Source organism: Paenibacillus auburnensis (assembly GCF_927798115.1).
In the GTDB taxonomy this organism is placed as follows: domain Bacteria; phylum Bacillota; class Bacilli; order Paenibacillales; family Paenibacillaceae; genus Paenibacillus_AQ; species Paenibacillus_AQ auburnensis.
In genome coordinates, this window is the sequence record NZ_CAKMMG010000017.1 from 38,105 (window position 1) to 62,225 (window position 24,121).

The 24,121-nt window shown below is 49.8% G+C and carries 29 protein-coding genes, 1 rRNA gene and 1 riboswitch; of the genes, 3 read left to right on the plus strand and 27 right to left on the minus strand.

Annotated features, from left to right (window positions below; translation table 11 throughout):
- Positions 1 to 54: 54 nt before the first annotated feature.
- Entirely contained in the window at positions 55 to 285 is a 231-nt protein-coding gene (gene fin, locus L6H70_RS28190; RefSeq protein WP_236337519.1) for an anti-sigma-F factor Fin, read from the minus strand.
- 91 nt (positions 286 to 376) lie between these two features.
- Positions 377 to 937 (minus strand): aminoacyl-tRNA hydrolase, encoded by a 561-nt coding sequence (pth, locus tag L6H70_RS28195; protein ID WP_236337520.1) that lies wholly within the window; start codon positions 935 to 937, stop codon positions 377 to 379.
- 92 nt (positions 938 to 1,029) lie between these two features.
- On the opposite strand from pth, the gene L6H70_RS28200 reads away from it, so the two are divergent.
- Positions 1,030 to 1,230 (plus strand): hypothetical protein, encoded by a 201-nt coding sequence (locus tag L6H70_RS28200; protein WP_054944030.1) that lies wholly within the window; start codon positions 1,030 to 1,032, stop codon positions 1,228 to 1,230.
- A gap of 112 nt (positions 1,231 to 1,342) precedes the next feature.
- Here L6H70_RS28200 and L6H70_RS28205 read toward each other — a convergent pair whose 3' ends face one another.
- The 13 genes from L6H70_RS28205 to L6H70_RS28265 all read right to left on the minus strand — a co-directional run bounded on the left by L6H70_RS28205 (position 1,343) and on the right by L6H70_RS28265 (position 13,913).
- On the minus strand, positions 1,343 to 2,296 hold the full coding sequence (locus L6H70_RS28205) for a ribose-phosphate diphosphokinase (RefSeq protein ID WP_054944031.1): 954 nt from the start codon (positions 2,294 to 2,296) through the stop codon (positions 1,343 to 1,345).
- A gap of 98 nt (positions 2,297 to 2,394) precedes the next feature.
- Positions 2,395 to 3,786 (minus strand): bifunctional UDP-N-acetylglucosamine diphosphorylase/glucosamine-1-phosphate N-acetyltransferase GlmU, encoded by a 1,392-nt coding sequence (gene glmU, locus L6H70_RS28210; RefSeq protein WP_279306806.1) that lies wholly within the window; start codon positions 3,784 to 3,786, stop codon positions 2,395 to 2,397.
- A gap of 170 nt (positions 3,787 to 3,956) precedes the next feature.
- On the minus strand, positions 3,957 to 4,244 hold the full coding sequence (gene spoVG / locus L6H70_RS28215) for a septation regulator SpoVG (RefSeq protein WP_020425826.1): 288 nt from the start codon (positions 4,242 to 4,244) through the stop codon (positions 3,957 to 3,959).
- A 210-nt stretch (positions 4,245 to 4,454) separates the two neighbouring features.
- The gene (gene purR, locus L6H70_RS28220) at positions 4,455 to 5,282 is read right to left on the minus strand and encodes a pur operon repressor (RefSeq protein WP_054944033.1); all 828 of its coding nucleotides are present in this window, start codon (positions 5,280 to 5,282) and stop codon (positions 4,455 to 4,457) included.
- Positions 5,283 to 5,422: 140 nt separating this feature from the next.
- Positions 5,423 to 6,277, minus strand: coding sequence for a 4-(cytidine 5'-diphospho)-2-C-methyl-D-erythritol kinase (gene ispE / locus L6H70_RS28225; RefSeq protein WP_236337521.1), 855 nt, complete (start codon positions 6,275 to 6,277; stop codon positions 5,423 to 5,425).
- A 200-nt stretch (positions 6,278 to 6,477) separates the two neighbouring features.
- Positions 6,478 to 6,660, minus strand: coding sequence for a small, acid-soluble spore protein, alpha/beta type (locus L6H70_RS28230; RefSeq protein WP_236337522.1), 183 nt, complete (start codon positions 6,658 to 6,660; stop codon positions 6,478 to 6,480).
- Between the two features lie 146 nt (positions 6,661 to 6,806).
- Positions 6,807 to 7,082, minus strand: a complete 276-nt coding sequence (gene veg, locus L6H70_RS28235; protein WP_019914493.1) for a biofilm formation stimulator Veg — start codon at positions 7,080 to 7,082, stop codon at positions 6,807 to 6,809.
- Positions 7,083 to 7,350: 268 nt separating this feature from the next.
- The gene (gene yabG, locus L6H70_RS28240; RefSeq protein WP_054944037.1) at positions 7,351 to 8,250 is read right to left on the minus strand and encodes a sporulation peptidase YabG; all 900 of its coding nucleotides are present in this window, start codon (positions 8,248 to 8,250) and stop codon (positions 7,351 to 7,353) included.
- A 98-nt stretch (positions 8,251 to 8,348) separates the two neighbouring features.
- Positions 8,349 to 9,233, minus strand: a complete 885-nt coding sequence (rsmA, locus tag L6H70_RS28245; protein ID WP_236337523.1) for a 16S rRNA (adenine(1518)-N(6)/adenine(1519)-N(6))-dimethyltransferase RsmA — start codon at positions 9,231 to 9,233, stop codon at positions 8,349 to 8,351.
- Positions 9,230 to 9,781 (minus strand): ribonuclease M5, encoded by a 552-nt coding sequence (gene rnmV, locus L6H70_RS28250; protein WP_236337524.1) that lies wholly within the window; start codon positions 9,779 to 9,781, stop codon positions 9,230 to 9,232. Before rnmV ends, rsmA begins: the two co-directional genes overlap by 4 nt.
- 150 nt (positions 9,782 to 9,931) lie before the next feature.
- Positions 9,932 to 11,086: a 3D domain-containing protein gene (locus tag L6H70_RS28255; protein WP_236337525.1), complete on the minus strand. Its 1,155-nt coding sequence runs from the start codon at positions 11,084 to 11,086 to the stop codon at positions 9,932 to 9,934.
- A gap of 292 nt (positions 11,087 to 11,378) precedes the next feature.
- A riboswitch (cyclic di-AMP (ydaO/yuaA leader) is annotated at positions 11,379 to 11,606 on the minus strand.
- A 198-nt stretch (positions 11,607 to 11,804) separates the two neighbouring features.
- Entirely contained in the window at positions 11,805 to 12,575 is a 771-nt protein-coding gene (locus L6H70_RS28260) for a TatD family hydrolase (RefSeq protein ID WP_236337526.1), read from the minus strand.
- A gap of 54 nt (positions 12,576 to 12,629) precedes the next feature.
- The gene (locus L6H70_RS28265) at positions 12,630 to 13,913 is read right to left on the minus strand and encodes an HD domain-containing protein (RefSeq protein WP_236337527.1); all 1,284 of its coding nucleotides are present in this window, start codon (positions 13,911 to 13,913) and stop codon (positions 12,630 to 12,632) included.
- Positions 13,914 to 14,219: 306 nt separating this feature from the next.
- Here L6H70_RS28265 and L6H70_RS28270 point away from each other — a divergent pair, with 306 nt between their 5' ends.
- Positions 14,220 to 14,474: an AbrB/MazE/SpoVT family DNA-binding domain-containing protein gene (locus L6H70_RS28270; RefSeq protein WP_019914502.1), complete on the plus strand. Its 255-nt coding sequence runs from the start codon at positions 14,220 to 14,222 to the stop codon at positions 14,472 to 14,474.
- Positions 14,475 to 14,877: 403 nt separating this feature from the next.
- Here L6H70_RS28270 and rsmI read toward each other — a convergent pair whose 3' ends face one another.
- The 10 genes from rsmI to L6H70_RS28320 form a co-directional block, all read right to left on the minus strand.
- Entirely contained in the window at positions 14,878 to 15,783 is a 906-nt protein-coding gene (gene rsmI, locus L6H70_RS28275) for a 16S rRNA (cytidine(1402)-2'-O)-methyltransferase (protein WP_236337529.1), read from the minus strand.
- A 6-nt stretch (positions 15,784 to 15,789) separates the two neighbouring features.
- Positions 15,790 to 16,557: a tRNA1(Val) (adenine(37)-N6)-methyltransferase gene (locus L6H70_RS28280; protein ID WP_236337531.1), complete on the minus strand. Its 768-nt coding sequence runs from the start codon at positions 16,555 to 16,557 to the stop codon at positions 15,790 to 15,792.
- Between the two features lie 71 nt (positions 16,558 to 16,628).
- Positions 16,629 to 16,994, minus strand: coding sequence for an initiation-control protein YabA (locus tag L6H70_RS28285; protein WP_236337533.1), 366 nt, complete (start codon positions 16,992 to 16,994; stop codon positions 16,629 to 16,631).
- Positions 16,995 to 17,024: 30 nt separating this feature from the next.
- Positions 17,025 to 17,825: a PSP1 domain-containing protein gene (locus L6H70_RS28290; protein ID WP_054944046.1), complete on the minus strand. Its 801-nt coding sequence runs from the start codon at positions 17,823 to 17,825 to the stop codon at positions 17,025 to 17,027.
- Positions 17,826 to 17,967: 142 nt separating this feature from the next.
- Positions 17,968 to 18,942 carry a DNA polymerase III subunit delta' gene (holB, locus tag L6H70_RS28295; protein WP_236337535.1) on the minus strand — a complete coding sequence of 325 codons (975 nt, stop codon included), beginning with the start codon at positions 18,940 to 18,942 and terminating at the stop codon, positions 17,968 to 17,970.
- A gap of 18 nt (positions 18,943 to 18,960) precedes the next feature.
- The gene (locus tag L6H70_RS28300; protein WP_054944048.1) at positions 18,961 to 19,404 is read right to left on the minus strand and encodes a YaaR family protein; all 444 of its coding nucleotides are present in this window, start codon (positions 19,402 to 19,404) and stop codon (positions 18,961 to 18,963) included.
- 36 nt (positions 19,405 to 19,440) lie between these two features.
- Positions 19,441 to 19,770: a cyclic-di-AMP receptor gene (locus L6H70_RS28305; RefSeq protein ID WP_054944049.1), complete on the minus strand. Its 330-nt coding sequence runs from the start codon at positions 19,768 to 19,770 to the stop codon at positions 19,441 to 19,443.
- 78 nt (positions 19,771 to 19,848) lie between these two features.
- The gene (gene tmk / locus L6H70_RS28310; RefSeq protein WP_206102626.1) at positions 19,849 to 20,490 is read right to left on the minus strand and encodes a dTMP kinase; all 642 of its coding nucleotides are present in this window, start codon (positions 20,488 to 20,490) and stop codon (positions 19,849 to 19,851) included.
- Positions 20,491 to 22,089 (minus strand): aminotransferase class I/II-fold pyridoxal phosphate-dependent enzyme, encoded by a 1,599-nt coding sequence (locus L6H70_RS28315; protein ID WP_236337537.1) that lies wholly within the window; start codon positions 22,087 to 22,089, stop codon positions 20,491 to 20,493. It abuts the gene before it with no gap.
- Between the two features lie 212 nt (positions 22,090 to 22,301).
- Positions 22,302 to 22,487: a sigma factor G inhibitor Gin gene (locus L6H70_RS28320; protein ID WP_054944052.1), complete on the minus strand. Its 186-nt coding sequence runs from the start codon at positions 22,485 to 22,487 to the stop codon at positions 22,302 to 22,304.
- 208 nt (positions 22,488 to 22,695) lie between these two features.
- Between L6H70_RS28320 and L6H70_RS28325 the strand changes: the two genes are divergently transcribed.
- The gene (locus L6H70_RS28325) at positions 22,696 to 23,220 is read left to right on the plus strand and encodes a hypothetical protein (RefSeq protein WP_236337538.1); all 525 of its coding nucleotides are present in this window, start codon (positions 22,696 to 22,698) and stop codon (positions 23,218 to 23,220) included.
- Between the two features lie 108 nt (positions 23,221 to 23,328).
- Here L6H70_RS28325 and L6H70_RS28330 read toward each other — a convergent pair whose 3' ends face one another.
- Complete coding sequence (locus L6H70_RS28330; RefSeq protein ID WP_206102622.1) at positions 23,329 to 23,745, minus strand: hypothetical protein; 417 nt, start codon at positions 23,743 to 23,745, stop codon at positions 23,329 to 23,331.
- A 263-nt stretch (positions 23,746 to 24,008) separates the two neighbouring features.
- Positions 24,009 to 24,121: ribosomal RNA gene (rrf, locus tag L6H70_RS28335) — 5S ribosomal RNA — on the minus strand; the annotation flags it as partial.

The window sequence follows — 24,121 nt, forward strand, 5'->3', positions numbered from 1 at the left end:
GCCTCAGCGTAAAGCCAAGGCTTGCGGATGACGACAGAGACAGGCGCTTCCACCTTACTGAAGCGGACTGGACAGCAGGCTGAGTTCGGGATTGTTATCCAAGGCTTGCTTGCAATAATCGCAAGTTACCTTTACCGTGATTTCGCCGTCTGAATCATACGCTATGATATCTCTGCGTTCCGCAGGGGTTAAGGAGTGAAGGCCCAGCTGCATTTCTGTAGTAGAGCTTTTGTCGATGCTTCCCAGAAATGTCCGGCAGTGCCTGCACACGTAGTGTATTGCCATCTATATGCCTCCTGAAGGTAGTATATACCCTTCAGTATGCCCCGGCCGGAGCGCGTTTAGCCTGGAATCATGAGCCGGAGCCTTCTGACCTTTAGCCGTTGAATTTGGCCATTGTCTGTTCAAATGTATGCTGGAGACTGAACTCCAGGGCATCGCATGTATCCAGAATCATCGTCTTCAGCTTATCTCCATCCTTCTTCGGGAAGGTAGACAGCACATAATCCACTATTGCAAAACCCGGCTCAGGACGGGAAATGCCCATCCGTACCCGGTTGAAGGTTTGGGTGCCTGTATGCTGGATGATGGATTTGATTCCGTTGTGGCCGCCGGCGCTGCCTTGATAACGCAGCCGGATCTTTCCAATTTCGGTATCCAGATCATCATACACCACAATCAGGTCCTCCAGCGTTACTTTATAATATTCCATATAGGCGCGTACTGCTTCTCCGGACAGGTTCATAAAAGTCATGGGCTTAATCAAAACGGTTTTGACTCCGCCGATGACCCCTTCACCAATTACAGATTTGCATTTGTTCTGGTTAAAGGTAATCCCATTCCGGGCTGCAAGCTCGTCGAGCGCCATAAATCCGACGTTATGCCTTGTTTTGGCATACTGCGTCCCCGGATTCCCGAGTCCAACAATCCATTTCATGATCGGCCGATCCTTTCCATCCGCTCTCTTAGCAGAAGAGTTGCGTTTTTGGTACAATAAGTTTTATATACTCCAGAGACAGGTGATGAACGATGCCACATCAGGGCGATATCTTAACGCTTCAGCGCCATTTCCAGTATCACATTCAGTATGCTGTGCCTGTCGAAATCTACAAGGACGACGTGTTCGTGGCTATCGGTGTAGTGACAGCGGTGGACGAGGGTTTTGTAGAATTGCAAGGCACTCTTTACAACCGCGGCCTGTTCACCTTTATCTCCCGTCCGGGGTACTAGGGGCCGGCATACGCCGATAAGGGTTACATCTTCCGTGATCGGAGGTGTAACCCTTTTTTTGATATGAAAAGTGCCTCTGCAAGCACCCGTATTCAAAGCGTACTTGCCTGTCCTATTCGATCTCGAACAGTTTACTGATCGACAATTCCTCATGAACGCGAATGATCGCCTCGCCCATCAGTGGAGCCACGGACAACACTTTGAGTTTGGAGGTTGGATTGTCGCTGCGGATCGGAATTGTATCCGTCACGATAATTTCTTTGATTGGAGAGTTCTCCAGACGTTCATGCGCAGGGCCGGACAATACAGGGTGGGTACAGCAAGCGTACACTTCCTTTACGCCGCCTTCCATCAGGGCATTTGCCCCCAGCACAATTGTACCGGCTGTATCGATAATGTCATCGATCAGAATTGCCGTCTTGCCTTCGATGTTACCAATGATATTCATTACTTCGCTGACATTCGGCTCCGGACGGCGCTTGTCGATAATCGCCAGCGGGGCATTTAGGAAGTCGGCAAGCTTTCTTGCACGCACTACACCGCCATGGTCCGGCGATACTACAACCGGGTTCTGGATCTGTTTGGAGCGGAAGTACTGGGCCAGAATCGGAACACCCAGCAGATGATCCACCGGAATATCAAAGAAGCCCTGAATCTGCATAGCATGAAGGTCCATAGTAATGACACGGTGCGCGCCTGCCTTCTCAATCAGGTTCGCTACCAGCTTGGCCGTAATCGGATCACGGGAGCGTGCCTTACGGTCCTGACGGGCATATCCGTAGTAAGGAATAACCACGTTGATGCTCTTGGCTGAGGCACGTTTGAGCGCATCTACCATAACCAGGAGCTCCATCAGGTTATCATTGACCGGGCCACAGGTGGATTGAACAATGTAGACATGACAGCCCCGGACACTTTCCGAAAGCTTGACCTGAATTTCTCCGTCACTGAAGCTCGTGGTGTGGGATTCACCCATCGGAATGCCGATATAATCGGCAATTTGACTGGCCAGCTTAGGATTAGAGTTGCAGGTAAAAATCTTTAATTTGGAATCGCAATAAGTCATAAAATATAAACCCTCCGTGACGGAATTTAACTTCCAAGCAGCGCCGGCGCTAAAACCTCAGCTTCGTCCGGCGCTTTGGCATTGGCCTTTACGATGGACTAAAGCTGGTCTTTCTTTGCTTTGGCGCGGGCACGGATCTTCTCCGCATATCCCGGCTTGTTCTCCTGTCTTACTCTGGCTACAGCCAAATCATTCTCCGAAACAGAGCGTGTGATGGTCGACCCCGCTACAACAAAAGCACCTTTGCCAACCGTTACCGGGGCAATCAGATTGACGTTGCTGCCGATAAAGGCGTCATCTTCTATCGTTGTCTTAGCTTTATTGAATCCGTCGTAATTGGCGGTAATGGCACCGCAGCCGACATTAACATTCTTACCGACTGAAGCATCGCCGATATAGCTTAAATGCGATACCTTCGAGCCGTCACCAATCGTGGCATTCTTGACCTCAACGAAATCGCCGATTTTGACTTCTTCCCCAAGCACCGTGCCTGGACGCAAATAGGCGAATGGCCCAACGGATGTCCGTGCGCCGACGGTTGCTTGGCTGAGCACAGAATGCTTCACTGCAGCTCCGTCCATAATCGTGCAGTCTTCGATTTCACTGGAAGGCCCGATGACACAATTCTTCCCAATGACGGTCTTGCCTTTAAGCAGCGTTGACGGATACAGAATCGTATCTGCTCCAATGACAACATCAGCCTCAATATAGGTGGAGGCAGGATCAATGATCGTTACCCCGTTAAGCATATGAGTCTTGTTGATCCGCTGGCGCATATGCCCCTCTACCTCGGACAGGGCCAATCGGTCGTTAACGCCAATAGACTCCGCAGCGTCATGAGCCTGATATCCCAAAACGATATCACCCTGTGCCCGGAGTATGCCGATACAATCGGTTAAATAGTATTCCTGCTGGTTGTTATTGTTCTTAACCTGCTCAAGTGCGGCAAACAGCTTGGCGTTATCAAAACAATAGGTACCTGTATTGATCTCGTTTACAGCAGCCTCTTCCGCATTGCAGTCCTTCTGTTCAACAATCTTCAGCACGCCGCCGTCTTCACCGCGGATAATCCGTCCATAGCCTGCAGGCTGGTCCATTACTGCGGTTAATATCGTTGCAGCTGCCTGCTGTCCTTCATGCAGGGCCATCAGTCCTTCAAGCGTTTCGGCTGTGATAAGCGGTGTATCTCCGCAAATGACAATCGTTGTGCCCTCTTCAGCGCCGAGAAGATCCTTGGCCTGCTTTACCGCATGACCGGTTCCCAGCTGCGTTTCCTGCAGCACATATTCAGCATCCTGGCCTATATAAGCTTTAACTGTCTCTGCGCCGTGTCCGACTACTACAATCTTGCGTTCGCATCCGGTCGCTTTTACGGTATCAAGCACATGCCCTACCATCGGTTTGCCACAGACGGGGTGCAGTACTTTATATAATTTAGATTTCATGCGCTTGCCTTGACCTGCAGCAAGTACAACAGCCATTCTTTTCAAGAATGCCAACCTCCTACTTCTTGAGCTCACTACTGAATATATCTCATTCCGGGCAAAAAGAAAAGAGAACCATGCAGCCATGGTTCCCTTTTCTTCGAACCCCAATTGAAAACGGCTTGACCTTACGCCGCCCGCAAAGGGCAGGCGTTCATCAGAGACAGCGCTTTAACTTATGCTCCCTCTTCGATGACTTCTTCTTCTTCCGTAGCGGCGCGATCGTACTCGGCCAGAACCGCAGATTGAATCTTCTCGCGTGTTCCCGAAGAAATCGGGTGTGCGATGTCGCGGAATTCACCGTCCGGTGTACGCTTGCTGGGCATTGCAACGAACATCCCGTTATTACCATCGATGACGCGAATGTCATGAACAACAAACTCGTTATCGATTGTAATGGATGCGATTGCTTTCATTCTCCCCTCAGAGTTGACGCGGCGGAGTCTGACATCCGTAATTTGCATGTGTGTGTTCACCACCTTTTTCCATCAGAGACTTGGTGTATAATTCCACACAGCAAAGCGAATTCCTTCTTTTTGATTCCAAAAAATGACTGTTGAAGAAGATTATTTTTGCAGAACCATTGATTTCGACACACTTCGTGCTGTTTTCTAATAGTTCCTCATGTTTTCGACACTTTCCTCCCCAGTCTGGAACTGAGTAAACAATCTTGCCTAAGAGGAAAAATAGTTACCGGGATGCGCCGAAATCCTCCGTACTTTGGAGTCCACCTCGGTTAGTTTTACCAGCGACACGTAGTCATGCAGCAGGCGTTCTTCTGTCTCCACAGCGCCTGACTCCACAAGTACGCCAACTCCGGCCACTTCCGCATTGAACTCCCCGAGCAGATCCACCATGCCGCGCACGGTGCCGCCGGCCTTCATGAAGTCGTCCACGATCAGAACTCGTGACTTCTCCCGCAAAGCCCGTCTCGACAATGACATGGTGTGAATGCTCTTGTGGGAGCCAGACACATAGTTAATGCTTACAGCCGAACCCTCCGTTACCTGATGATCACGGCGCACCAGCACTACAGGCAGCCCCAGCTGCGCTGCTGTTGCATACGCGAGCGGAATCCCTTTGGTCTCCACTGTCATCACTACATCGATCTCCACGCCGTAGAATGCCGTTGCAATGATTTTGCCGGCCTGCTCCATTACCGAGGGAAGTCCCAGCAGGTCTGACATATACAGATAGCCGCCGGGCAGAATCCGGTCGCTCTTTTCAAGTTCTCCGCACAAGTGATTCACGAAGGCTAGCGCCATATCGGTAGGCATCCGCGGAATGTAGCGTACTCCGCCTGCTGCACCGGCTAGCGTCTGCAGCTCGCCCATACCTTCGCCCTCAAATACCTCTTTTATAATAGCCAAATCTTCACTGACGGATGATTTCGCTGCTCCGTACCGGTCAGCAAATGTAGACAGCGGCAGCAAATCATGCGGTTTTTCAAGTAAAAATTGGGTCATATCAACCAAACGTTGGCTTCTTTTTAGTTTTTTCACGGAATGCTCCTCGCCAAAACCGAATATTATTAAAAATAATATCACTTTTGTACGGAATTATACAAGAAGAAACGGCTTTGCCATCCTTTCCGGGACAGTAATTCCGTTTCTTCAGGGAATAAAAGAATTATTAATAGCGTTTAGCTCAAGGAGCGCACGGCATAGACTTCTTTGCAGAACCCGCGCAGACCGTTGTAAATTCTCGCGACCTTGGACTGCTTGGAGACCAGCCCGAATACAGTAGGTCCGCTTCCGGACATCAGCACCCCGTCCGCGCCGAGCTTCACCATGGCTTCCTTCAGCTGCTGGACCTCCGGATGCAGCTTCAGTGTCACATCCTCCAGCACGTTACCAAGGTTCGCGCATACCGCCCCGAAATCGCCTGCTTCGATAGCTTCCTGCATGCGGAGCGCCGACGGATGCACGGCAATCTGATTGGCCCGTACACGTCCATACACTTCAGCTGTCGAGACATTGATCGGCGGCTTCGCCAGGACGACCCAGCACTGCGGCGGATTCTGGATCGGTGTCAGCCGCTCCCCCCTGCCCGTAGCCAGGGCAGTTCCGCCTGTGACGCAGAACGGAACGTCCGAGCCAAGCTCGGCGCCCAGTTCCTGCAGCTCCTGCGCCGGGATATTCAGGCGCCACAGTCGGTTCAGGCCGCGCAGCGTAGCCGCGGCATCACTGCTGCCGCCGGCCAGACCGGCAGCGACCGGAATTCTTTTATCCAGGTGGATATGTACTCCGCTCTTCACATTATAGCGGTCTTTAATAAGCCTGGCTGCCTGAAAGGCCAAGTTCTTCTCATCCAGCGGAATATATCCCGCCTGGCTTGATATTATAATCGAATCCCGCTTCAGCTCCGATAACTCCAGACGGTCTGCGAGATCGACCATGGTCATAATCATTTCCACCTCATGAAAACCGTCAGCGCGCTTGTGAAGCACATCCAGCATCAAATTGATCTTGGCCGGCGCTTTTTCATACATTTTCAAGGCGTTCACCCACCTTCAGCTTTTCCCGTAAAAACAACTTAACATATTATATGAGAAACTTGTAACGAAGTCCATGAGCAAAAGTTCAGTGAGATAAAGAAGGATACTTTATGGCTTATAAATTCTTATTTTACAAGCAAAAAAAGGGGTCCCGCCACAAAGGACGGTCCCCCCTCTGCCACCCTCTTTTGGCCTGCGCTTTACAGCTGCGACTTTCTTGCAGCCTGCTCGGCAAGCTGAATGGCCCGCTTCACCATATTCCCGGCATCCTGTGCCCGGATTCCACCCCAGCCGTCCCGTTCCACCGTTTCGTAGAAGCCAAGCTCCTTGGCCAGCTCCGTTTTCAGTTCTTCCGACATCATGCCTCGTCTTCTGCGGCTCATGTGCTGAAATTCCTCCCTTGCGGTAATAGATGATGAGCTTATTGCCCCTATAGTATGCTGCTGCAAGCCGCCGGCCATTCGGGACAACTCAAACCCCGCAAAGAAAATAAAAAACAGCCCCCATCCGGAAGGCTGCCCTGTGATACTTAAGCTTTAATATACATAATCCGCATCTGCCCATCATCTTCACAAACTGTGATTTCCACAGATTCGGTAAGTATATCGGCATAGCTATAGGAGACACGCTTGAAGGTTTGCTGCTCCTGATCCAGTTTGACAATAAATACAGAAGGGTACGTTTCTTCCAGGACACCGGTACGTTCCACGGTTTTACGACGACCACCGTTAGCCCGTAACGTGATCTTATGACCGACGTGAGCTTCAAGACTGCGTTTAATTTCCAACAGCGCGTTATTAGCCATTGCCTGACGACCACCTCTTTCCTTGTCCATTATACAACTTTTCACAAACTTTGTCAAAGCAAATAAATAATTATAGATGATGCTAAAATAGTTGTCAACGGAATTTTTTTAGAAGAGTAGAGTTCCGGTGAATCGCCCTTGTTATCGGCAACAAATGCACTGGCAGGTAACCGCAGACTGCATGTCCGTTCCGGATATAACAAAAAGAGAAGGACAGCATTAAGCTTATCCTTCCCCTCTTGTCTTCCTGTCATTCCATAAATTATTACTACACAGCCGAAGGCGTAACCTTTAGCGTGGACAGATTCTGCAGACGCGGCATGCCGATCCGGAAGCTGCCCCTGGTCTCAATCCCGCCCATTCCCTGATTGCCGCTGATGGTATGGTTCAGCACATCCCCCAGATTCACGGTATCACGGATGGAGGTGAAAGATGCCTTGGCGGCAATATACACCGGGTCCAGTGCATGGATCAGAATTCTCCCGGGAGAACTGGCAAAGTTAGCCCCCGTCCCCAAAAGTGCCTCGAAATGCGACTGGCAGGCCCCCGCTACAATCGTCAGGGCATCAAAATTCCGCTCATACTCCCGGGCCACCCGGATCGCCGCCACAAAATTCTGCGAATTTTTATAGCTGTTCAGGCTGTATAAATCATAAGTATTCGACTGTTTCAGCACACCGTCATGGCCCGTGATCACTACAATATCAGGACGGACACGGGGCAGGAGCCGGTACAACGTTTCCGCCATTTTTGATTCATGGACATGATGACCTTCTGCCGGAATCCGGAGCTGTTCATATAAGCTCAGACTTTTGCTCAAATAAAGGGCGTCTCCGTCCAGGTGCAGGACCTTGCCCGGTACCTCGAAATAGGGAGCTTCCTTGGGAGCCTGCGGCCAGCCGCCTAATGCACTCTCCCCGCTGCGCTGGCTCTGCTCCTGCCGATCCTTGCGCAGCCTTGTTAACGATTCTTTGGCTTTGATCTGTGCCTGTTGTCCCCGCTCCGTAATACGGCTAGGAGGCACCTGAATCAAGTCGTCCAGGGGAGAATCCGCGAGCAGGCGGAATTCTGTGCCTTTTATTACGGCTGCATTTTGCACTATGTTTTCTACCCGGAAAGTCACATCTCCGCCGTATGATTTTCGAACGACCAAGTCTCCTAAGTTCATTACAACACCACCTCTACCCCCATCGTATGGGCAAAGGTCCCGGTTGGTTCATAAACAGGCGCATTTTCAAAATGCAGCAGGCTTAGCGGCAGGCCAGCCTATAAAATTCCTGCGGCCAACAGCACAGCGCTTAGCCGTGCATATTCGGCAATGCTGAGCGTCTCCCCGCGGCGGGTTGGCTCTATTTCAGCCTCAGCTAATAGCGCCTCCAGACGCTCCCGGCCTTCGCCCGGGAAGAAGCGGGCTTTAAGGTTGTTGGCAATAGTCTTACGCCGCTGTGTGAATGAAGCCTGTACCACTTCGAAGAAATGCTTCTCATCAGCCACCTCAACCGGCGGACGCTCCCGTACCTTCAAGCGGATCACCGCAGACTCCACATTCGGCTGGGGAATAAACACTGTGCGCGGCACAATGCAGACCAGTTCAGGCTCGCTGTAATATTGCACGGCAATGCTTAAGCTGCCATATTCCTTGCCGCCCGGGGAAGCCGCCATACGCTCGGCAACCTCCTTCTGGATCATGACGACAATATTATCAAGCGGAAGCTTCTCCTCCAGCAATTTCATGAGGATAGGCGTCGTCACATAATACGGCAAATTGGCAACAACACTAACTTTCTCCACGGATGCAAAATCTTCAGCAAACAGCTCCTGCAAATTCACTTTCAGCACATCATCATTGCGTACCTTGACATGCGGATAAGCAGCCAGCACATCCCGCAGGATCGGGATCAGACGGCGGTCAATTTCTACCGCAGTAACGGCCCCTGCCTCCATGGCGAGCCGCTCTGTTAACGCGCCAATACCCGGCCCGATCTCCAAAGCGCCTGACGAAGCGCTAAGCCCCGCGGCGTCCACAATTTTATCCAGAATATTCTGGTCAATCAGAAAGTTCTGACCTAAGCTTTTTTTGAACGAAAATCCGTAGCGCTGAATAATTTCCTTGGTCCGTGTTGGGGATGAGATATTCTCATGTCCGCTCATGTAGTAATGCCTCCCTGATCAATTTGCGCGAGGGCTGCTTCGAATTCCTCCCGCGTAATACCAAACATCGCCAGCCGTTTGAATAGCTGCTTGCCGTTACAGTAGCCAATACCCAGCGCATTGCCGAGTGCCATTCTCCGTTCTGCCGCCCTCGGATGCACCAGCATTCCGGCTGCCATCAGATCGTCAAGCCCGATCAGAGCCGGTGCGCCCTCAAAGGAGGTATGCACATGCTCAAGGGCATGGCGGATCGCCTCTGGCGAAGCATTCTCTACTCCGATATCGCCTTTTCGGGTAGCGTCCTTCTCCGGTATAAAGGCATGCTTACAGCCCCGTACCTTGGACGAAACAATCTTGCGTATGCGTTCTCCAGCATGGTCAGGATCCGTGAGGATTATAACCCCTCTGCGCTCCATCGCCAGCGCTATTTTGGCAATGACCTTACGGTCTACTGCGGATCCGCCAGTCTCTATCGTATCGGCCTCCACTGCCCGTTTAACGGCTACCGTATCACTTTTGCCTTCCACCACAATTAATTCCTTGATCATCGTTCTGCTCCTTCCAGGTGCAACACAAAAAGAAGAGGATTCGCTCCTCTTCTTTTTGGCTAAAGAATGTATAAGTGATGAGCTAGCCCGTTCGTAAAGTGCTACCCTCACTATATCGTATTAATCACTAATTTGCAAAATACAGCCGCCTTAATTCAGCTCCGGCTTCACAGGTCCGATCACATAGATCGTGCGGGATTTCCGGCCGAAATTACGGGCGTTACTCAGTGAATCGTAGTATACATCGATCTTGTTGCCTTGAATGGCACCGCCTGTATCCTCTGCACGGCGAAACCCTAATCCCTCAATGTACACCCACCAGCCGATAGGTATCACATCCGGATCAACAGCAATCGTACGACCTTCCGTTACGCGTGTTCCGGAGGCTGTTCTTGTTCCAATACCCGGCTCTTCGGAAGAATAAGCGGTCATGGAGACATTTTTGATCATTCTCTTATACTCGAAATCTACGCCTGCCTTGTGCACGACGTTGCTTGCTGCAGTAGTTTTGGCTGAACTGGAGGTAGTTTTTTTGGTGGAAGTTGCTGCAGCTACAGTAGCTTTGGGAAGTGCCTTAGTTCCAACGGCAATAACTTTGTCTTTGGTGACCGTCTGAACTTCCTTGCCGACCATGCTCATGGATACCAGCTTACCGTCCTGATACGTCTTCTCGATATGTTGGATGATAGCGCCTGGTTTGCCTGCCTGTGCCACTCTTACGTCTCCCTTGTACAGGGAAGGGTCTGCGGTTTTGATGACCCGGAAAGGCAAGCTTACGGTCCGTTCCACCACTTGTTTGGTGACACGTACAATCTTGACTTCCATGCCGGGTGAAACTGCGGTTTCAAGCGAAGGGATAATCTTGTCATTGCTCTTCAGGCTATAGCCTAGTTTTTGGATAGCCTCACCGAGTTTATCCTCAGTGGTGTACAACGTTTTGGTTGTACCATCTGCAGTAAGCGTGAGCTTCTGCGCTCGGGTAATTACGACACGGTCGCCGTCTTGTATTTCATCACTAAGGCCAATGGATACTTCATCATGCGGCAGCAGCGAAATTTGTTCTTTTGCCAGCACGTCGCTAAGCAGCGCTTCACGCGTCTCCAGCGTCAGTACTTCACCGTCTATTACTAAGTTTATAACTTTATTGCCTTGACCGTGTACGTACAGCAGAATAAGCAGCGCGATAACGATTGATACCACACCTGCAAGCGAAAGTACGCGAGGATTCACTTGCTTCCACCGTAATGCGAAAGACCTGCTGGATGATTGCGAATCATGGGATACCTCTGGTTGGAATACGCCCACTCTCTCCATCCTCCTTACATAGCCCCGTCGTCCAAGTAGTTTATCTAAGAAGACTGAATGATTTCAGACGAAACTAAGTTTGAGATTGCAACAGGATACGCCCGCATTGCTTCAGCGTTTCCTGCTCATGGATCGCCTGCTCGGCATAGCAGCTCCAGATCACCTGTTATATAACAGTATGCTGGGGACATTCACATTATTCAAAACAAAAGAAGCCTAAAAAGAGTTCATAGAGGACTCTTTCGTGGCTTCTCCGGATGTCAGAATACGCGAGAATGTTTATGCACGAGGTTTCCTCTCTTACTGGCGCTTACGAGGTTAGCTGTCGGGTTCGGGCATAAGAGAGACGCCCTATCTCAGGTCACCCGCTCACGGCGGTTGCCCTCAAATTCACCCCGAGACCACATAAAGAAATCAAATAATGTCTGCGGCATTTCTGTGTTGTACTCTATGTACGTTCATGCGGCAGTGCAATATTGGTTCCCCCGTTCTCCATACGGAGACTCAGCGAGACGATCCATGAATCAGTGACTGTCACAGTAACAACAGCTCACTGCACTGAAAAGATGATATCCTGTTTTGATGCATGTTGTAAAGGACGATTCAACCACGTTTACGCAGAAATATGGTTAAAATATTGTAATAATCAGCCATTTTGAGATTAAAAAAGTTTAATATATCGGCTATACTTCTTTTTTCACCGGTTTTACTCCCGATTTCAGACAATCCCAAATCGTACCAGTGCGTTCGCATACGTAATTTCCGCCAATTCCTGTAAATCAATCCCTTTTATTTCCGCAGCTGCTTCTGCTACCAGCTTTACATAACCGCTCTCATTCCGCTTCCCTCTGAAGGGATGCGGAGTCAAATAAGGCGAGTCCGTTTCAATCAGCAGACGGTCCAGCGGAGTCTTCTCAAGCACCTCTTTGGGAACCCTTGCATTCTTGAAAGTAATGGGTCCGCCGAAGGACAAATGGAAGCCAAGATCTAGGCACATTTTGGCGGTTTCCCAGCTGCCGGAGAAAGAGTGCATTACTCCGCCGACCTCGTTTGCTTTCTCTTCGCGCAGAATACGTACCACATCCTCATGGGCATCCCGGTTATGAATACAGATCGGCATTCCCAGCTCCCGGGCCAGCCCGATTTGCTTGCGGAGTACTTCCTGCTGTACCTCTTTAGGGGAGGTATCCCAGTAGTAATCCAGACCGATTTCGCCGATAGCGACTACTTTGGGATGACTGCATAACGAAGCAATCCATTCCAGGTCCCCGTCCTTCATGTCAATGGCATCCACCGGATGCCATCCGACGGCTGCATAAATATAATCATAGGTTTCCGCCAATTTCATGGTCGTCGGGATCGTTTCCCGGTTAAATCCGATATTGATCATTTTGGTCACTCCGGCTTCCAGCGCCCGCGCGATTACCTGTTCGCGGTCCTCGTCGAATTGCGGAGCATCCAAATGGGTATGGGTGTCAAATAATTGCATAACGCAGCTTCCTTCCTGTCATCATTTCTATGATGAATTCCAACTTTTTTTGTATTACTTTGCAAAAATCCCTGCTACGGAAGACGGCAGCTGTGAAAGTGCTTTCTGCAGCTTATCCTGCGGAAAATACAGGTGATATCTGCCGCGGTGAATCCCGCTGATGGAGCGTACAATATCCGATACCTCCGAGATTTCCCTTAGCTTGTCATGACGGTCGAGCAGCAGGATCTGTTTGCTGTCAAAAGCGTCCCCGGGACGGAATACATCATAGGGAAGATCCGTTGGAAAATCGATTTCCAGGTCATACTCGGGATTCAGTCCGGCTCCGGCAAAACTGCGGCGGATTTCGTCAATTGTCTCGGAATCAAGATTCTCCATCTCTACATATTTATACAGTTTACGATGAATAAAACGGCTGCACAAGTCACTCAGCAGTTCATCGGCTTCCAATGTCCACTGCATAAAAGCCGTCTGAATCATCGCTTCATCCAGCAGCAGATATTGCTCTACGGTCACTTCACCCCGGAATAAATCACTTAAAGGCTCAATCATGAATCCAAAGGTATAACCGTTCTTAAACAGCTCCTTCGCCCTGCGTAAAATCTGCCGCAAAATAATCTCCGAGCTGCGGGTAACCGGGTGAAAATATACCTGCCAGTACATTTGGTAACGGGACATCAAATAATCCTCAATCGCATGCATGCCCGATTCTTTAACTACCACCCTGCCGTCATAAGGCCGCAGCATTCTGAGAATCCGGTCAATATCGATTGTTCCGTAGTTGACTCCGGTGTAGTATGCATCACGCAGCAGGTAATCCATCCGGTCTGCATCAAGCGGTCCCGACACCAGATTGACAACAATCTCGTGCTCATAGGTTTTGGAGATTACCGATGCCACTTTTTCCGGGAAATTCTCTGATACATCCTTCAGTATCGCTGTAATTTCCGTATCCTCCAGAATGATCCGGCAGGTCCAGTCCTCATGGTTCATCTCGAAGGCTTCTTCTATAGAATGGGAGAACGGTCCATGCCCCAAATCATGCAGCAAAGCGGCACACAGGGTAAGCAGGCTTTCCTCCGGCATCCAATCCTTATACCCGCTCCGTTCAAACTGGGAAATAATCCGCCGTGTAATTTCATAGACTCCAAGCGAATGCGAGAAACGGCTATGCTCCGCACCATGAAAAGTAAGATAAGAGGTACCAAGCTGGCGGATCCGCCGCAGACGCTGAAATTCCCTGGTATTAATCAGCCGCCAAATAATGGTTTCCTGCACATGGACATAATTGTGAACAGGATCTTTGAAAACCTTCTCTTCTGATAGCAGTTGCTTCATGAGATCAACTCCTTTGAATTCATTTCGTTCGAAACAAGCTGGAACTTAGCGTATAATAATGGATTATGTCGCACTTTGTCGAATAATGACAATTAAACAATTTACAAATCGACAAATCTTTTTTTAGGACTGATACGGGAAATCGGCCTAATCGCAGGCCACACAAAAGTTTTTTTAAAAAATTCCTTAAAATTAGCCTCAAAAAAGGTTGACTGTTTTGGGAATGGTTGGTATTATAAGTATCATAAAACGGTGAACAATGTCGAATAATGACGTTTTGGAACTTTGAGAGGAGCAACGATTGTAATGATGAAATCAACTGGAATTGTAAGAAAAGTAGACGAGCTTGGACGGGTTGTTATTCCGATTGAATTGCGCCGTACGCTTGGCATTGGAGAAAAAGATGCGCTCGAAATTTACGTGGACGGTGAGCGGATCATGCTTAAGAAATACGAGCCTGCCTGCATCTTCTGCGGCAACGCCGAGAACGTAACCTATTTCAAAGGAAAAATTGTTTGTCATGAATGCATTTCTGCTATCCCTACCCCTGTGACAAATTAAAATAAATAGGGTATAATAAGAACTAATCAAATTGTTAATTCTAACCTTTTTATATCTCCTTGGCCTCCCGTTATGCGGGAGGTATTTTTTTTGCCATTCTCAAGGCGGTAGGCGGAGGACCGACCCTTTCCCGGGCACGCCCTCAGGGCCTGCTTTTCACACTTGAGGAGATTGGCTAAATGCATTCTCTGCAGTTATTTCATACCATATCGTTAGAAATAATATTTTAGTTGTATTTCATACAATTATAACCAGTTAATTCCTCGTTACTATCCTTTTTCCATAAATATAAATGTACAAAATACATCTAAACCTAATATAAGGAATAATTCATTCCAATTAAATGTAATAAATACAATTATTCCTTATATTTATGCCGATTATCAATAGCTGTATTAACTTCTTATTCCCGCTCCAACAATGCGTTATAAATATCCCGCTTGGCCAGTCCCCGGTCAGAGGCTGCTTTTTTCATAGCTTCCTTGCGGGCGAGCCCCGAATTTTCATAGTGCTGCACATGCTGCTCTATACTCAGCTCACGCCACCAGGAGGATTCAGCAATTTCTGCTTCTTCCTTGCTCTCCCCCTCAACCACTACAACATATTCACCAAGCGGCGGATGCTCCGACAGCCAGGCTATACATTCCTCGATGGTTCCGCGCAGAAACTCCTCATATCTTTTGGTCAGCTCACGGGCCAGGACCACCCTGCGATTGCCGAATGCCTCCTGCAGGTGACCTAATGTCTTAGCTACCCTGTGCGGGGATTCATAGAACAACAGGGTTCCTTGTACGGCACGAAGACCGGATAATACCGCGCGGATATCCTTGCGTTCTCTCGGCAGGAAACCAATAAAGGTGAAGCTGGCAGTCGGAAGTCCGGACGCTATCAAAGCTGACAGTGCTGCGTTAGCCCCCGGGATCGGAATGACCGGAATTCCATGGCTGACGGCGAGGGCAACCAGGTCTGCACCAGGGTCCGAAATGGCCGGAAGACCTGCATCGCTGACAAGGGCCAAATTTTTTCCTTCTATTATATAACGTATCAGCTCAGGGCCGCTGGCCGCCTTATTATGCTCATGATAACTGAACAGCATCGAAGGTGTTATTTCAAAATGGCTTAGCAGTTTGCGTGTCTGTCTCGTGTCTTCAGCTGCAATAATCTCGCATTCCTGCAAAGTCCGCACCGCACGATAAGTCATGTCTTCCAGATTGCCGATCGGTGTAGCAACCAGGTACAGACACCCGCTTCCCTCCGGTTTATCTGCTTCATGGTTTCTTTGAAAGCTGCTTTGGCATGTTATCGTCATTGGTGGTTACCCTTCTTTGTTTCCATAGTAAATATCCATTATTTCTGAACAGTATTGATTGTCATCATTATATACGATGAGTGGAGGTTGTAAACGCACCTCCGGTTTCCCGTCACGCGCAGCTTCTATCAACACCATATTCGCCTCCAGATGTGCCCGCGGATGGACAAAACGGATCAGCTTCGGCTCCAGACGGTATTGTCTCATCAGACTTATAATATCCACTAAACGCTGGGGTTTATGAACCATACTTACCTTGCCTCCGGTACGCACCAGCCGGACACAGGCCTGAATCACCTCTTCCAGAGTACAGCCAATCTCGTGGCGGGCCATAGCCTGATGTGTGTTCAGCTTAAGATCACTTCCGTTAAGCGGCATATAAGGCGGATTAACCGTGATCGCATCATATACGCCGTACCCTGCGACCGTATGCAGCTCGCGCAAATCCCCCTCATGAATAGTTACCCGCTCCTCCAGTCCATTCATAGCAACACTGCGCCGGGCCATATCGGCCAGACGGGGCTGGAGTTCAATCCCTTCTATAGAAGCTTTAGTACGTGTAGTGAGCAGCATCGGGATTACCCCATTCCCTGTACATAAATCCAGCACTCTCCCCCGAGGCGGGATACTGGCGAACCGGGCAAGCAATACGGCATCCATTGAGAAGCTAAATACCTCATCGCTCTGAATAATCCGCAAATCATGAGTTAATAAGTCATCAACCCGTTCCGAGGGAAGCAGGGGCACAGACATTTCATTATAAGAATTCGTCATTGTAATCTCCTAAACGTTTGTTAGAAATTCAAAAAAAACCGTAGGCGTAAATCTCCTACGGCTGGATATCCTTATTTATTAAGAAAAGAAAGACAGAACAGACAATCACCCTCTGTACGCAAATGCCCGAAATAGACATTACAGATGTGAAAGCCTTCGTGATACAGCCGGGCCAGGTTATCGTAACCTTCCCCAACAACCTCCTCTGTTCCTTCTCTGGCAGCCAAAAGTGCTTCCGCCTCAGCCGTATCCACGGCAGGATCCAAAGGTGTGTCCCTTTTCAATATTTTGCGGAGTTGTTCATTTTCCAGACTGAGCCTTTGATTGGCCTCCATTAATTCCTTAACGGTCTGTTTCCAATCTCCGAGACTTGCGCGCATGGTTTCCATCTGCGCTTCCATCTCCTGCATGTGTGCAAATATATTTATCTTCTCCAAGTTTCCACCCCGAAAGTAACCTTATATGGTTTACTTGACGACAACATCATCCATTGGAAGTTCCTTAACTTTGCCCACTTCGAACAACTGCACATGGACCGTGCGGTTTCCGGCATTAATTCCTACCACCTTACCGTCGCCCAGTGAGGTTACGACGATCTTGCCTACCGCCGGCATTTCTTCTTTTGTACTTTCGTAATTATCATGCTCAAACTTCAGGCAGCACATCAGCCGTCCGCACAAACCGGAGATTTTGGTCGGATTGAGCGAAAGATTCTGATCTTTAGCCATTTTAATCGATACCGGCTCGAAATCCCCAAGCCAGGAGGAGCAGCACAGCACCCGCCCGCAAGGTCCAAGTCCACCCAGCATCTTGGCTTCATCGCGTACACCGATCTGACGCAGCTCGATACGGGTACGGAATATACTCGCCAGGTCCTTGACCAATTCGCGGAAATCGACGCGGCCCTCGGCGGTGAAATAAAATATGATCTTGTTGCGGTCAAACGTGAACTCTACATCCACCAGCTTCATTTTGAGGCCATGATCGCGGATTTTATTTAAACAGGTGGTGAAAGCGTCCTTTGCTGCACCTTTGTTCTCCTCCACCACACGTGCGTCGGTTTCCCCGGCGATCCGCATGACTTTCTTGAGAGGTAATACAACATCGGCTTCCTGCACCTCTTTTTTGCCAACGACAACTCTACCGTATTCTACCCCTCTTGCCGTCTCCACAATAACGCATTGATCACGTTCAATCGGGAAATCAAGTGGATCGAAATAATATATTTTACCCGCTTTTTTAAAGCGGACGCCTACTACGCTGTACAAAAATTAACCCCCTTGTTTGCCGGTAAAAGGAACCCTTAAGCAAATCCGCTCCCTGGTGATCGATGCTTGTCCTTCCTTATCCGTTAAACCCATACTTCCAGGCTGAAGCGTTGATCCGGAGGATGATATCACAACTAAGTCTTTAACTTTCCAATCGGATTAAAAACTGCTCCAGACACAATTGGGCGTTAGCATTAGAACGGAGCCTGCGACTACTCTCCGCTGCGAATTCCATATAAGCCACCCATTGCTCCGTACTCCGCTGACGGGCATGTCTGGAAATAAAGTCTAACTGATCTATGAAAACGATGCTTTCGTGTCTTCGATACAGGAAGTAGAGCATATCTTTAAACCAAAGATGGAACATGCTGAAAAGAGTATCCAAATGTTCACCAAGCCCGGTCTTGAACAGCTTCTGCCCAACAGTTGCCACTGCAGAGCTGCCTTTGCCCATAGACTCCTTTGCTAATTGTAACACTAGATTTCTCATTTCTGCAAACCAATTCTGTGCCAAAAGTTCCCTGCAGCCATCGAGCCCTGAAGTCAGTGATACTGCACACCGTGCCAGCGGCACCGGAACCCCCTCCCCCGACAAAGCCTGAAGCATAAGATCAGGATGCAGCGGGCTGAAAGGGATGCGCTGGGTTCTCGACTGGATGGTTGGAAGCAGGGAACTGCTATTGTCAGAGATCAGAATACCGACTGCTGGAGCAGGCGGCTCCTCCAAAAATTTTAGCAGACTGTTGGCGGCCTGCACCGTCATTTTGTCCGCTCCCTCTATAATGTAAACCTTCGGGTTAACTCCTTCGGACCGGTAGGAAAAAACACGCTGCAGCTCACGGATCTGATCGATCTTAATGCTTGCCCCGTCAGGCTTCAGTAATGTAAGATCCGGATGGTTGCCATGCTCAACTTTGCGGCATTCCAGGCACTCCCCGCAGGCATCATCCTTAAGCTTTGTGCAAAATATCGCCTGGGCAAACATGAGTGCAGTTGACATCTGTCCGCTTCCGGCTGGGCCGGTGAACAAATACGCATGACTGACTGCATCCTTGCGCAGTGCATTCTGCAGCAGGCGTTTGGCATCCTCCTGGCCTAATATATCATGAAAAGGCATAAATTCCTCCAACTTCTTTTAGAAAGAAAGGTTAATCAGCATACCGCGGATTTCTCCAACCCGCCCCAGCAGATCAATCCGGCCCTGCTCGCTCTCCAGCAGCTCATCGGCCAAATTCAAGAGTGCGGCGTCAATCTCCTCCAGCAGCTTGTAGCGTTTGCCACGGCCGCGGCGGTCCCAGCCCTTTGTCTCCTTGAGAATAACGCCGCGCCGCGCCGTTTCTTCCAGAAAACGTTTAATAAGATTTCTATATATCGCAAGCTCACGGACGGTCATAGATTTGGCCAGCCGGTCGCCCTGCTGCTGAATATCTTTAATCTGGCGGTTCAATTCATCAATGGTTTTCTGCTGTCCCTGCTGCTGAAAAACATCGCTAAATGTCTTCTGCTGGATAGGCCTGCGTTCCGCATCAGCGTTCGGGAGTTCACTTTTTAAGGGCCTGTAGCCCGGGTTAATCTTCAATGGTATCTACCGCCCTTATCGTTTACTCTAGTATGCTCAATAATGCTCAAAACGATCGACAGGCAGTACAAATACTGTAGCTCCGCCCACCTGCACCTCTACAGGAAGCGGCAAATAGGAATCCGTCGTTCCGCTCATCGGAGTGACCGGGGTAACCAGCTGCTCACGCACCTTGCAGCTATTGCGGATAACACTCAGCACGGGTTCAACCTGGCTATCATCTACACCAATCAGAAATGTTGTATTACCTGCCCGCAGGAATCCGCCTGTACTGGCCAGTTTGGTGGCACGGAAATTGGCTTTGACGAGTTCACTGGACAACCGGTTACTGTCTTTGTCCTGGATAATAGCAATGATTAGCTTCATCTTCGCATTCCTCCTAAAAATTTGGTTAGATAACTCACCTATAACGCTGCCCACTTAAGATATATTAGACAATATGCCTTAAAAACCCTTTAATATCCGCTCTTTCAGCGTATGCACGATGTCCTGCTCCACCATGTGGATCGGACGGTTGGCATCCAGAACGACAATACGTCCAGGATCGGACTGAGTCACCAGCTGATAGCCTTCACGAACCTTCTGATGGAAGGCGAGACTCTCCAGATCCAGGCGGTTAACCTCGCGGTCCTGATTAGCAGCAATCCGAGACAGACCTACCTCCGGCTCTACATCCAAGTAAAACGTAAGATCCGGTGTGCGGCCGCCGGTTGCAAAGTCATTAATGCTCCGCACTTTTTCGATTCCAAGGCCTCGTGCAAAGCCCTGATAGACAAGGCTGCTGTCGACAAAGCGGTCGCAAAGCACCGTAAGTCCTTCTTTTAGTGCCGGCTCAACGACCTCCGCCAGATGCTGGCTTCTTGCCGCCGCATACAGCAGCGCTTCGGTCCGCGCATCCATCGCGGTATGGGCAGGGTCCAGAATAATGGAGCGGATCTTCTCGGCGATTTCAATGCCCCCCGGTTCGCGGGTAATGATATAAGGCATGGAGTGATTCTGCAGATAAGCGGCTACTCTGCCCAGCACAGTTGTTTTTCCTGAGCCATCGCCTCCCTCCAAAGTAATGAAAAAACCTTCACGTCCCACTTATACTTCTCCGCCCTTCATATTGTTGTAAACCACTATACGCCGTAAGGCGGGGTCTGCGCAGGCCTGAAACTTGGCCCCTCCCTGACGGAGTGCTGCCAGCCTTCTGCATGCTGCTTCATTTATGACTTCTCCCGGATACAAGAGCGGAATGCCAGGCGGATAAGGAATTACCATCTCTGCCGCTACTCTCCCTACACTGTATTCGAGGGGTACGCTTTCGGTTTCGCCTGCTGTCACCGGCTTCAGGGAAAATGTCACCGGCTGTGAAATAAGCGATTGAACAGAATTGTTCCACGTGGAAACTTCAGCTGATGGAGATAGAGTTCTCTCTACCTCATTGAAGGAGGAGGGAACGGAGAACGGTTCAGCTGCCGCACTCTCAACGTCTATTTCCCGCAGCGCGCCCAGCAGTGTGAATGTTTCCTCAGCCTTCGAGCCGAGGCTGAAGGCAAGCACTACGTGCCGGTCATCGCTCATCTCCGGCACAATGCCCTTCTCTTCGAGCCTGCGCTGCAGCTCGAAGCCCCCCAGGACACCGGCGGCATCATAAATGACCGCCTTGAAGGGGTCCTGGGTGGTGTACGCCGCCGTGCTTGCTGGCGGCGTGTCCATTCCGGCGGCTGTGCCAGCGCCGCCGTGAGGCTGCAGCGGCTGAGCCGGCTGCAGCAGCCCAAAGCGCGGCAGCGCAGCTAAGCCGCGCTTCAGCTCGTCCACGGCGGCGAGCCCCGCCGTGAAGGCGCCGGCGCGCCCGGTGTGCACCAGCCGCCGGGCCAGATCGAGCGAAGCCATCACCGGGTAGGATGGGCTGGAGCTCTGTACCATGGCCAGCCGCTGCCGCAGCAAGGCGCGGTTAAGGCGCGGCCCCTGCACATGCAGCATGGCGCCCATCGTCAGCGCCGGCAGCATCTTGTGCGTGGACTGCACCACGCCGTCCGCGCCGCAGGCAAGCGCCCCGGCCGGCAGCGCCGGGTGCAGCCCGTAATGCGCCCCGTGCGCCTCGTCGACCAGCAGCGGAACGCCGCTGTCGTGACAGATGCGCGCGAGGGGCGCAAGGTCTGTGCCCATGCCGTAGTAATTCGGCATGGTGACCAGCACGGCGGCGGCTTCCGGGTAGGCTGCAAGTGCAGCCTGCACCGCTTCAGCCGCCGGAGCGACCGCGAGGCCGCTGTCTGCATCCAGCTGCGGCTCTAGGAAGACTGCGCGCACGCCAGCCAGCATTAAGCCGTGAATCACCGACTTATGGACATTACGCTGCAGAATCAGAACCATGCCCGGTTCCGGGCAAACGGTCAAGATAAGTGCCAGATTGCCGGCGGTGCTCCCGCCAACCAACAAAAAGCTCTCCTCCGCCCCAAAACAATCCGCAGCCAGCTCCTGGGCTTCCCTAATGACCCCTTCCGGGTGGTGAAGATCATCCGTTCCGGTAATTTCCGTCACGTCGTACCTCATGATCTCATCCAGATATCCTGCCCCTTCAGCTCCGCTATAGGCCTCACCGTTCTTGTGGCCAGGCACGTGATAAGATATATTACCCTTAAGTCTATATTGTTCCAGCATCTCATATATCGGTGCCCTGCCAGGCTGTAAAATGTTCATGTTCCTATCCTTCCCTGGGGGATACCTCTATTTTAACGCAAATATGCCTAAACGCCTATTATTCCGCGTAAAAGCATCATCCGCACAACAAAACGGCCCCTCCCGCCACAACACGGGGAAGCCGTTAAATTAGTTGCTTATGATACAGCCATTGCGACACAGATCCACCGCCCGCTCTCTTTACACTGTTGTTACAAATGCTTTCACTCGGATCAGGCGTTCTTTTGGAGCCCGATTTTTTTCATCCTGCCAATGAAAAAACGGTACTTAATGTCCTCAGCATCCGTACGCACCATTTCGCTCTCGCAATCTTCACAAATGAAATGCGAGACAATAACAATACCTTCTTCTTTCATCTGCCCGCAAATAATGCAGGACTGTCCGGTTTGCTGTTCCATATCCATCCCACCTTGACTCTTTTAAGAACAGTATGTTACACCTTCTATCATTTTAAACCTTTTCATAGTTTTTTCCTATCCGGGTTACTCAAAATATATATATTCTGTGATCGCCAGGCTGGTGATTCTCCCGCTGAAGTTTAATAAAACGCCGCAGACAGCCGATATTATTAACATGAGAACACACGAGGAGGTCAGAACTTTCTTTATGGAACCCAACACCAAAGGTGCAGCTACATTCTATCAATACAAGCTTATTAAAAAAATAAATCTGACTACTGCCAAGCTGCGAATCTACATTGCACTTCCTTTATTATTCGTAGTACTGGAGACCATATTTCTCTCCTGGTGGAGCCTGTTGTATATGATTATTGCGGCCCCCGTTGTATTATGGATCCAGTATGTCATCTCACGGTCTGTCCTCCTTATCACCGGGCATCCCATCGCTAAACGGTGGAAGATGTCTCTGCGTCTGCCTTGGCTCGGCTACATGCCGGATCAATATATCAGCTACGGCATCTTTCGTAAGGTGCAGTTGCATAATTTCTGGATCGGCCTATGCATTGCTGCACTGTTTATTGTGTGGGCTCCTCCGGCGTTCACAACCTCCTTGGCAATCTGCCATCTCTGGCTGCTCTTGCCCCGGTTGTACACCCTGCTGAGACTCCGCCGTGATGATGAAGGCGGGATGCTAAAATTCAACCCTGCAGACGTTTCCTATTACGCTCAATAATTGCAGAACCGCATACATACGGTTATCTCCTATAGACAACAGCAGTCCCATGTGCAGGATTGATATAGGATACAATAATAAACGCCGTCCTGTTAGGACGGCGTTTATTTATTTACTCTTCAGCCCTTTTATGGAGGCTTTCTTTTCCTTCGGAATCATTACTGTGAAATAGCCGTCATGTACGGTTAAATGTACAATTAGTCCGTCCTTTTGAAAAACACGGGAGCTCCCCGCATCCTCATCCCCTTTTTGCTCCTCCCACCCCCAAGCTTTAATCGCTTTCAGGTAAGGCTCGGGTACACCCTCCTTTTCCTTAATTCCAGATAAGGAGTAACGGACATAGTCCATAGCAACATTTGTAGTAGCCCGGTCAGGAGAACTGGCTTCCTTGGGAACAGGAAAGCTTTTTTCATTAAGAGCTCCCTCAAAAGTATCCCAGTTGGGCTCTTTTGCTCCGCAACCAGTAAACATTACACTCACTATACAAACAATAAATAATATCCATAAGGGTCGGGTTAGCTTCATACCTTAAATCCTCCTTACCTCTACCATGCATCAAAAGACACAAGAAAATTCAAATTTAGAATTTATCAGTAGTTCATTCGTATTAAGGTGCTGCTTAATATTTGCACTTTTCTATTATACTTGGATATACCATGTCGTCGGTAACAAAAATGTCACTCAATTGAAAACGCTTTTATAATGATTTTTTCTCTAAAAGCAGTCTTTCTATCAAGGTACATACAACAAAAAAAGCCATTGTCGATAACTCAACAATGACTTCATGTGCTTGGCGGCGTCCTACTCTCCCAGGACCCTTCGGTCCAAGTACCATCGGCGCTGGAAGGCTTAACGGTCGTGTTCGGGATGGGTACGCGTGGAACCCTTCCGCTATCGCCAC

Coding starts and splice junctions, on each gene's coding strand:
- L6H70_RS28280 (WP_236337531.1), bottom strand. CDS start 16,557: ATGACGAATTCTTATAATGAAATGTCTGTGCCCCTGCTTCCCTCGGAA.
- rnmV (WP_236337524.1), bottom strand. CDS start 9,781: ATGATCAAGGAATTAATTGTGGTGGAAGGCAAAAGTGATACGGTAGCC.
- L6H70_RS28330 (WP_206102622.1), bottom strand. CDS start 23,745: ATGAAGCTAACCCGACCCTTATGGATATTATTTATTGTTTGTATAGTG.
- pth (WP_236337520.1), bottom strand. CDS start 937: ATGAAATGGATTGTTGGACTCGGGAATCCGGGGACGCAGTATGCCAAA.
- L6H70_RS28265 (WP_236337527.1), bottom strand. CDS start 13,913: ATGAAGCAACTGCTATCAGAAGAGAAGGTTTTCAAAGATCCTGTTCAC.
- spoVG (WP_020425826.1), bottom strand. CDS start 4,244: ATGCAAATTACGGATGTCAGACTCCGCCGCGTCAACTCTGAGGGGAGA.
- rsmI (WP_236337529.1), bottom strand. CDS start 15,783: ATGACGATAACATGCCAAAGCAGCTTTCAAAGAAACCATGAAGCAGAT.
- L6H70_RS28230 (WP_236337522.1), bottom strand. CDS start 6,660: ATGAGCCGCAGAAGACGAGGCATGATGTCGGAAGAACTGAAAACGGAG.
- L6H70_RS28315 (WP_236337537.1), bottom strand. CDS start 22,089: ATGAACATTTTACAGCCTGGCAGGGCACCGATATATGAGATGCTGGAA.
- L6H70_RS28325 (WP_236337538.1), top strand. CDS start 22,696: ATGGAACCCAACACCAAAGGTGCAGCTACATTCTATCAATACAAGCTT.
- rsmA (WP_236337523.1), bottom strand. CDS start 9,233: ATGAGCGGACATGAGAATATCTCATCCCCAACACGGACCAAGGAAATT.
- yabG (WP_054944037.1), bottom strand. CDS start 8,250: ATGAACTTAGGAGACTTGGTCGTTCGAAAATCATACGGCGGAGATGTG.
- fin (WP_236337519.1), bottom strand. CDS start 285: ATGGCAATACACTACGTGTGCAGGCACTGCCGGACATTTCTGGGAAGC.
- veg (WP_019914493.1), bottom strand. CDS start 7,082: ATGGCTAATAACGCGCTGTTGGAAATTAAACGCAGTCTTGAAGCTCAC.
- L6H70_RS28260 (WP_236337526.1), bottom strand. CDS start 12,575: ATGCAATTATTTGACACCCATACCCATTTGGATGCTCCGCAATTCGAC.
- L6H70_RS28320 (WP_054944052.1), bottom strand. CDS start 22,487: ATGGAACAGCAAACCGGACAGTCCTGCATTATTTGCGGGCAGATGAAA.
- holB (WP_236337535.1), bottom strand. CDS start 18,942: ATGCCTTTTCATGATATATTAGGCCAGGAGGATGCCAAACGCCTGCTG.
- L6H70_RS28305 (WP_054944049.1), bottom strand. CDS start 19,770: ATGAAGCTAATCATTGCTATTATCCAGGACAAAGACAGTAACCGGTTG.
- L6H70_RS28270 (WP_019914502.1), top strand. CDS start 14,220: ATGATGAAATCAACTGGAATTGTAAGAAAAGTAGACGAGCTTGGACGG.
- L6H70_RS28200 (WP_054944030.1), top strand. CDS start 1,030: ATGCCACATCAGGGCGATATCTTAACGCTTCAGCGCCATTTCCAGTAT.
- L6H70_RS28205 (WP_054944031.1), bottom strand. CDS start 2,296: ATGACTTATTGCGATTCCAAATTAAAGATTTTTACCTGCAACTCTAAT.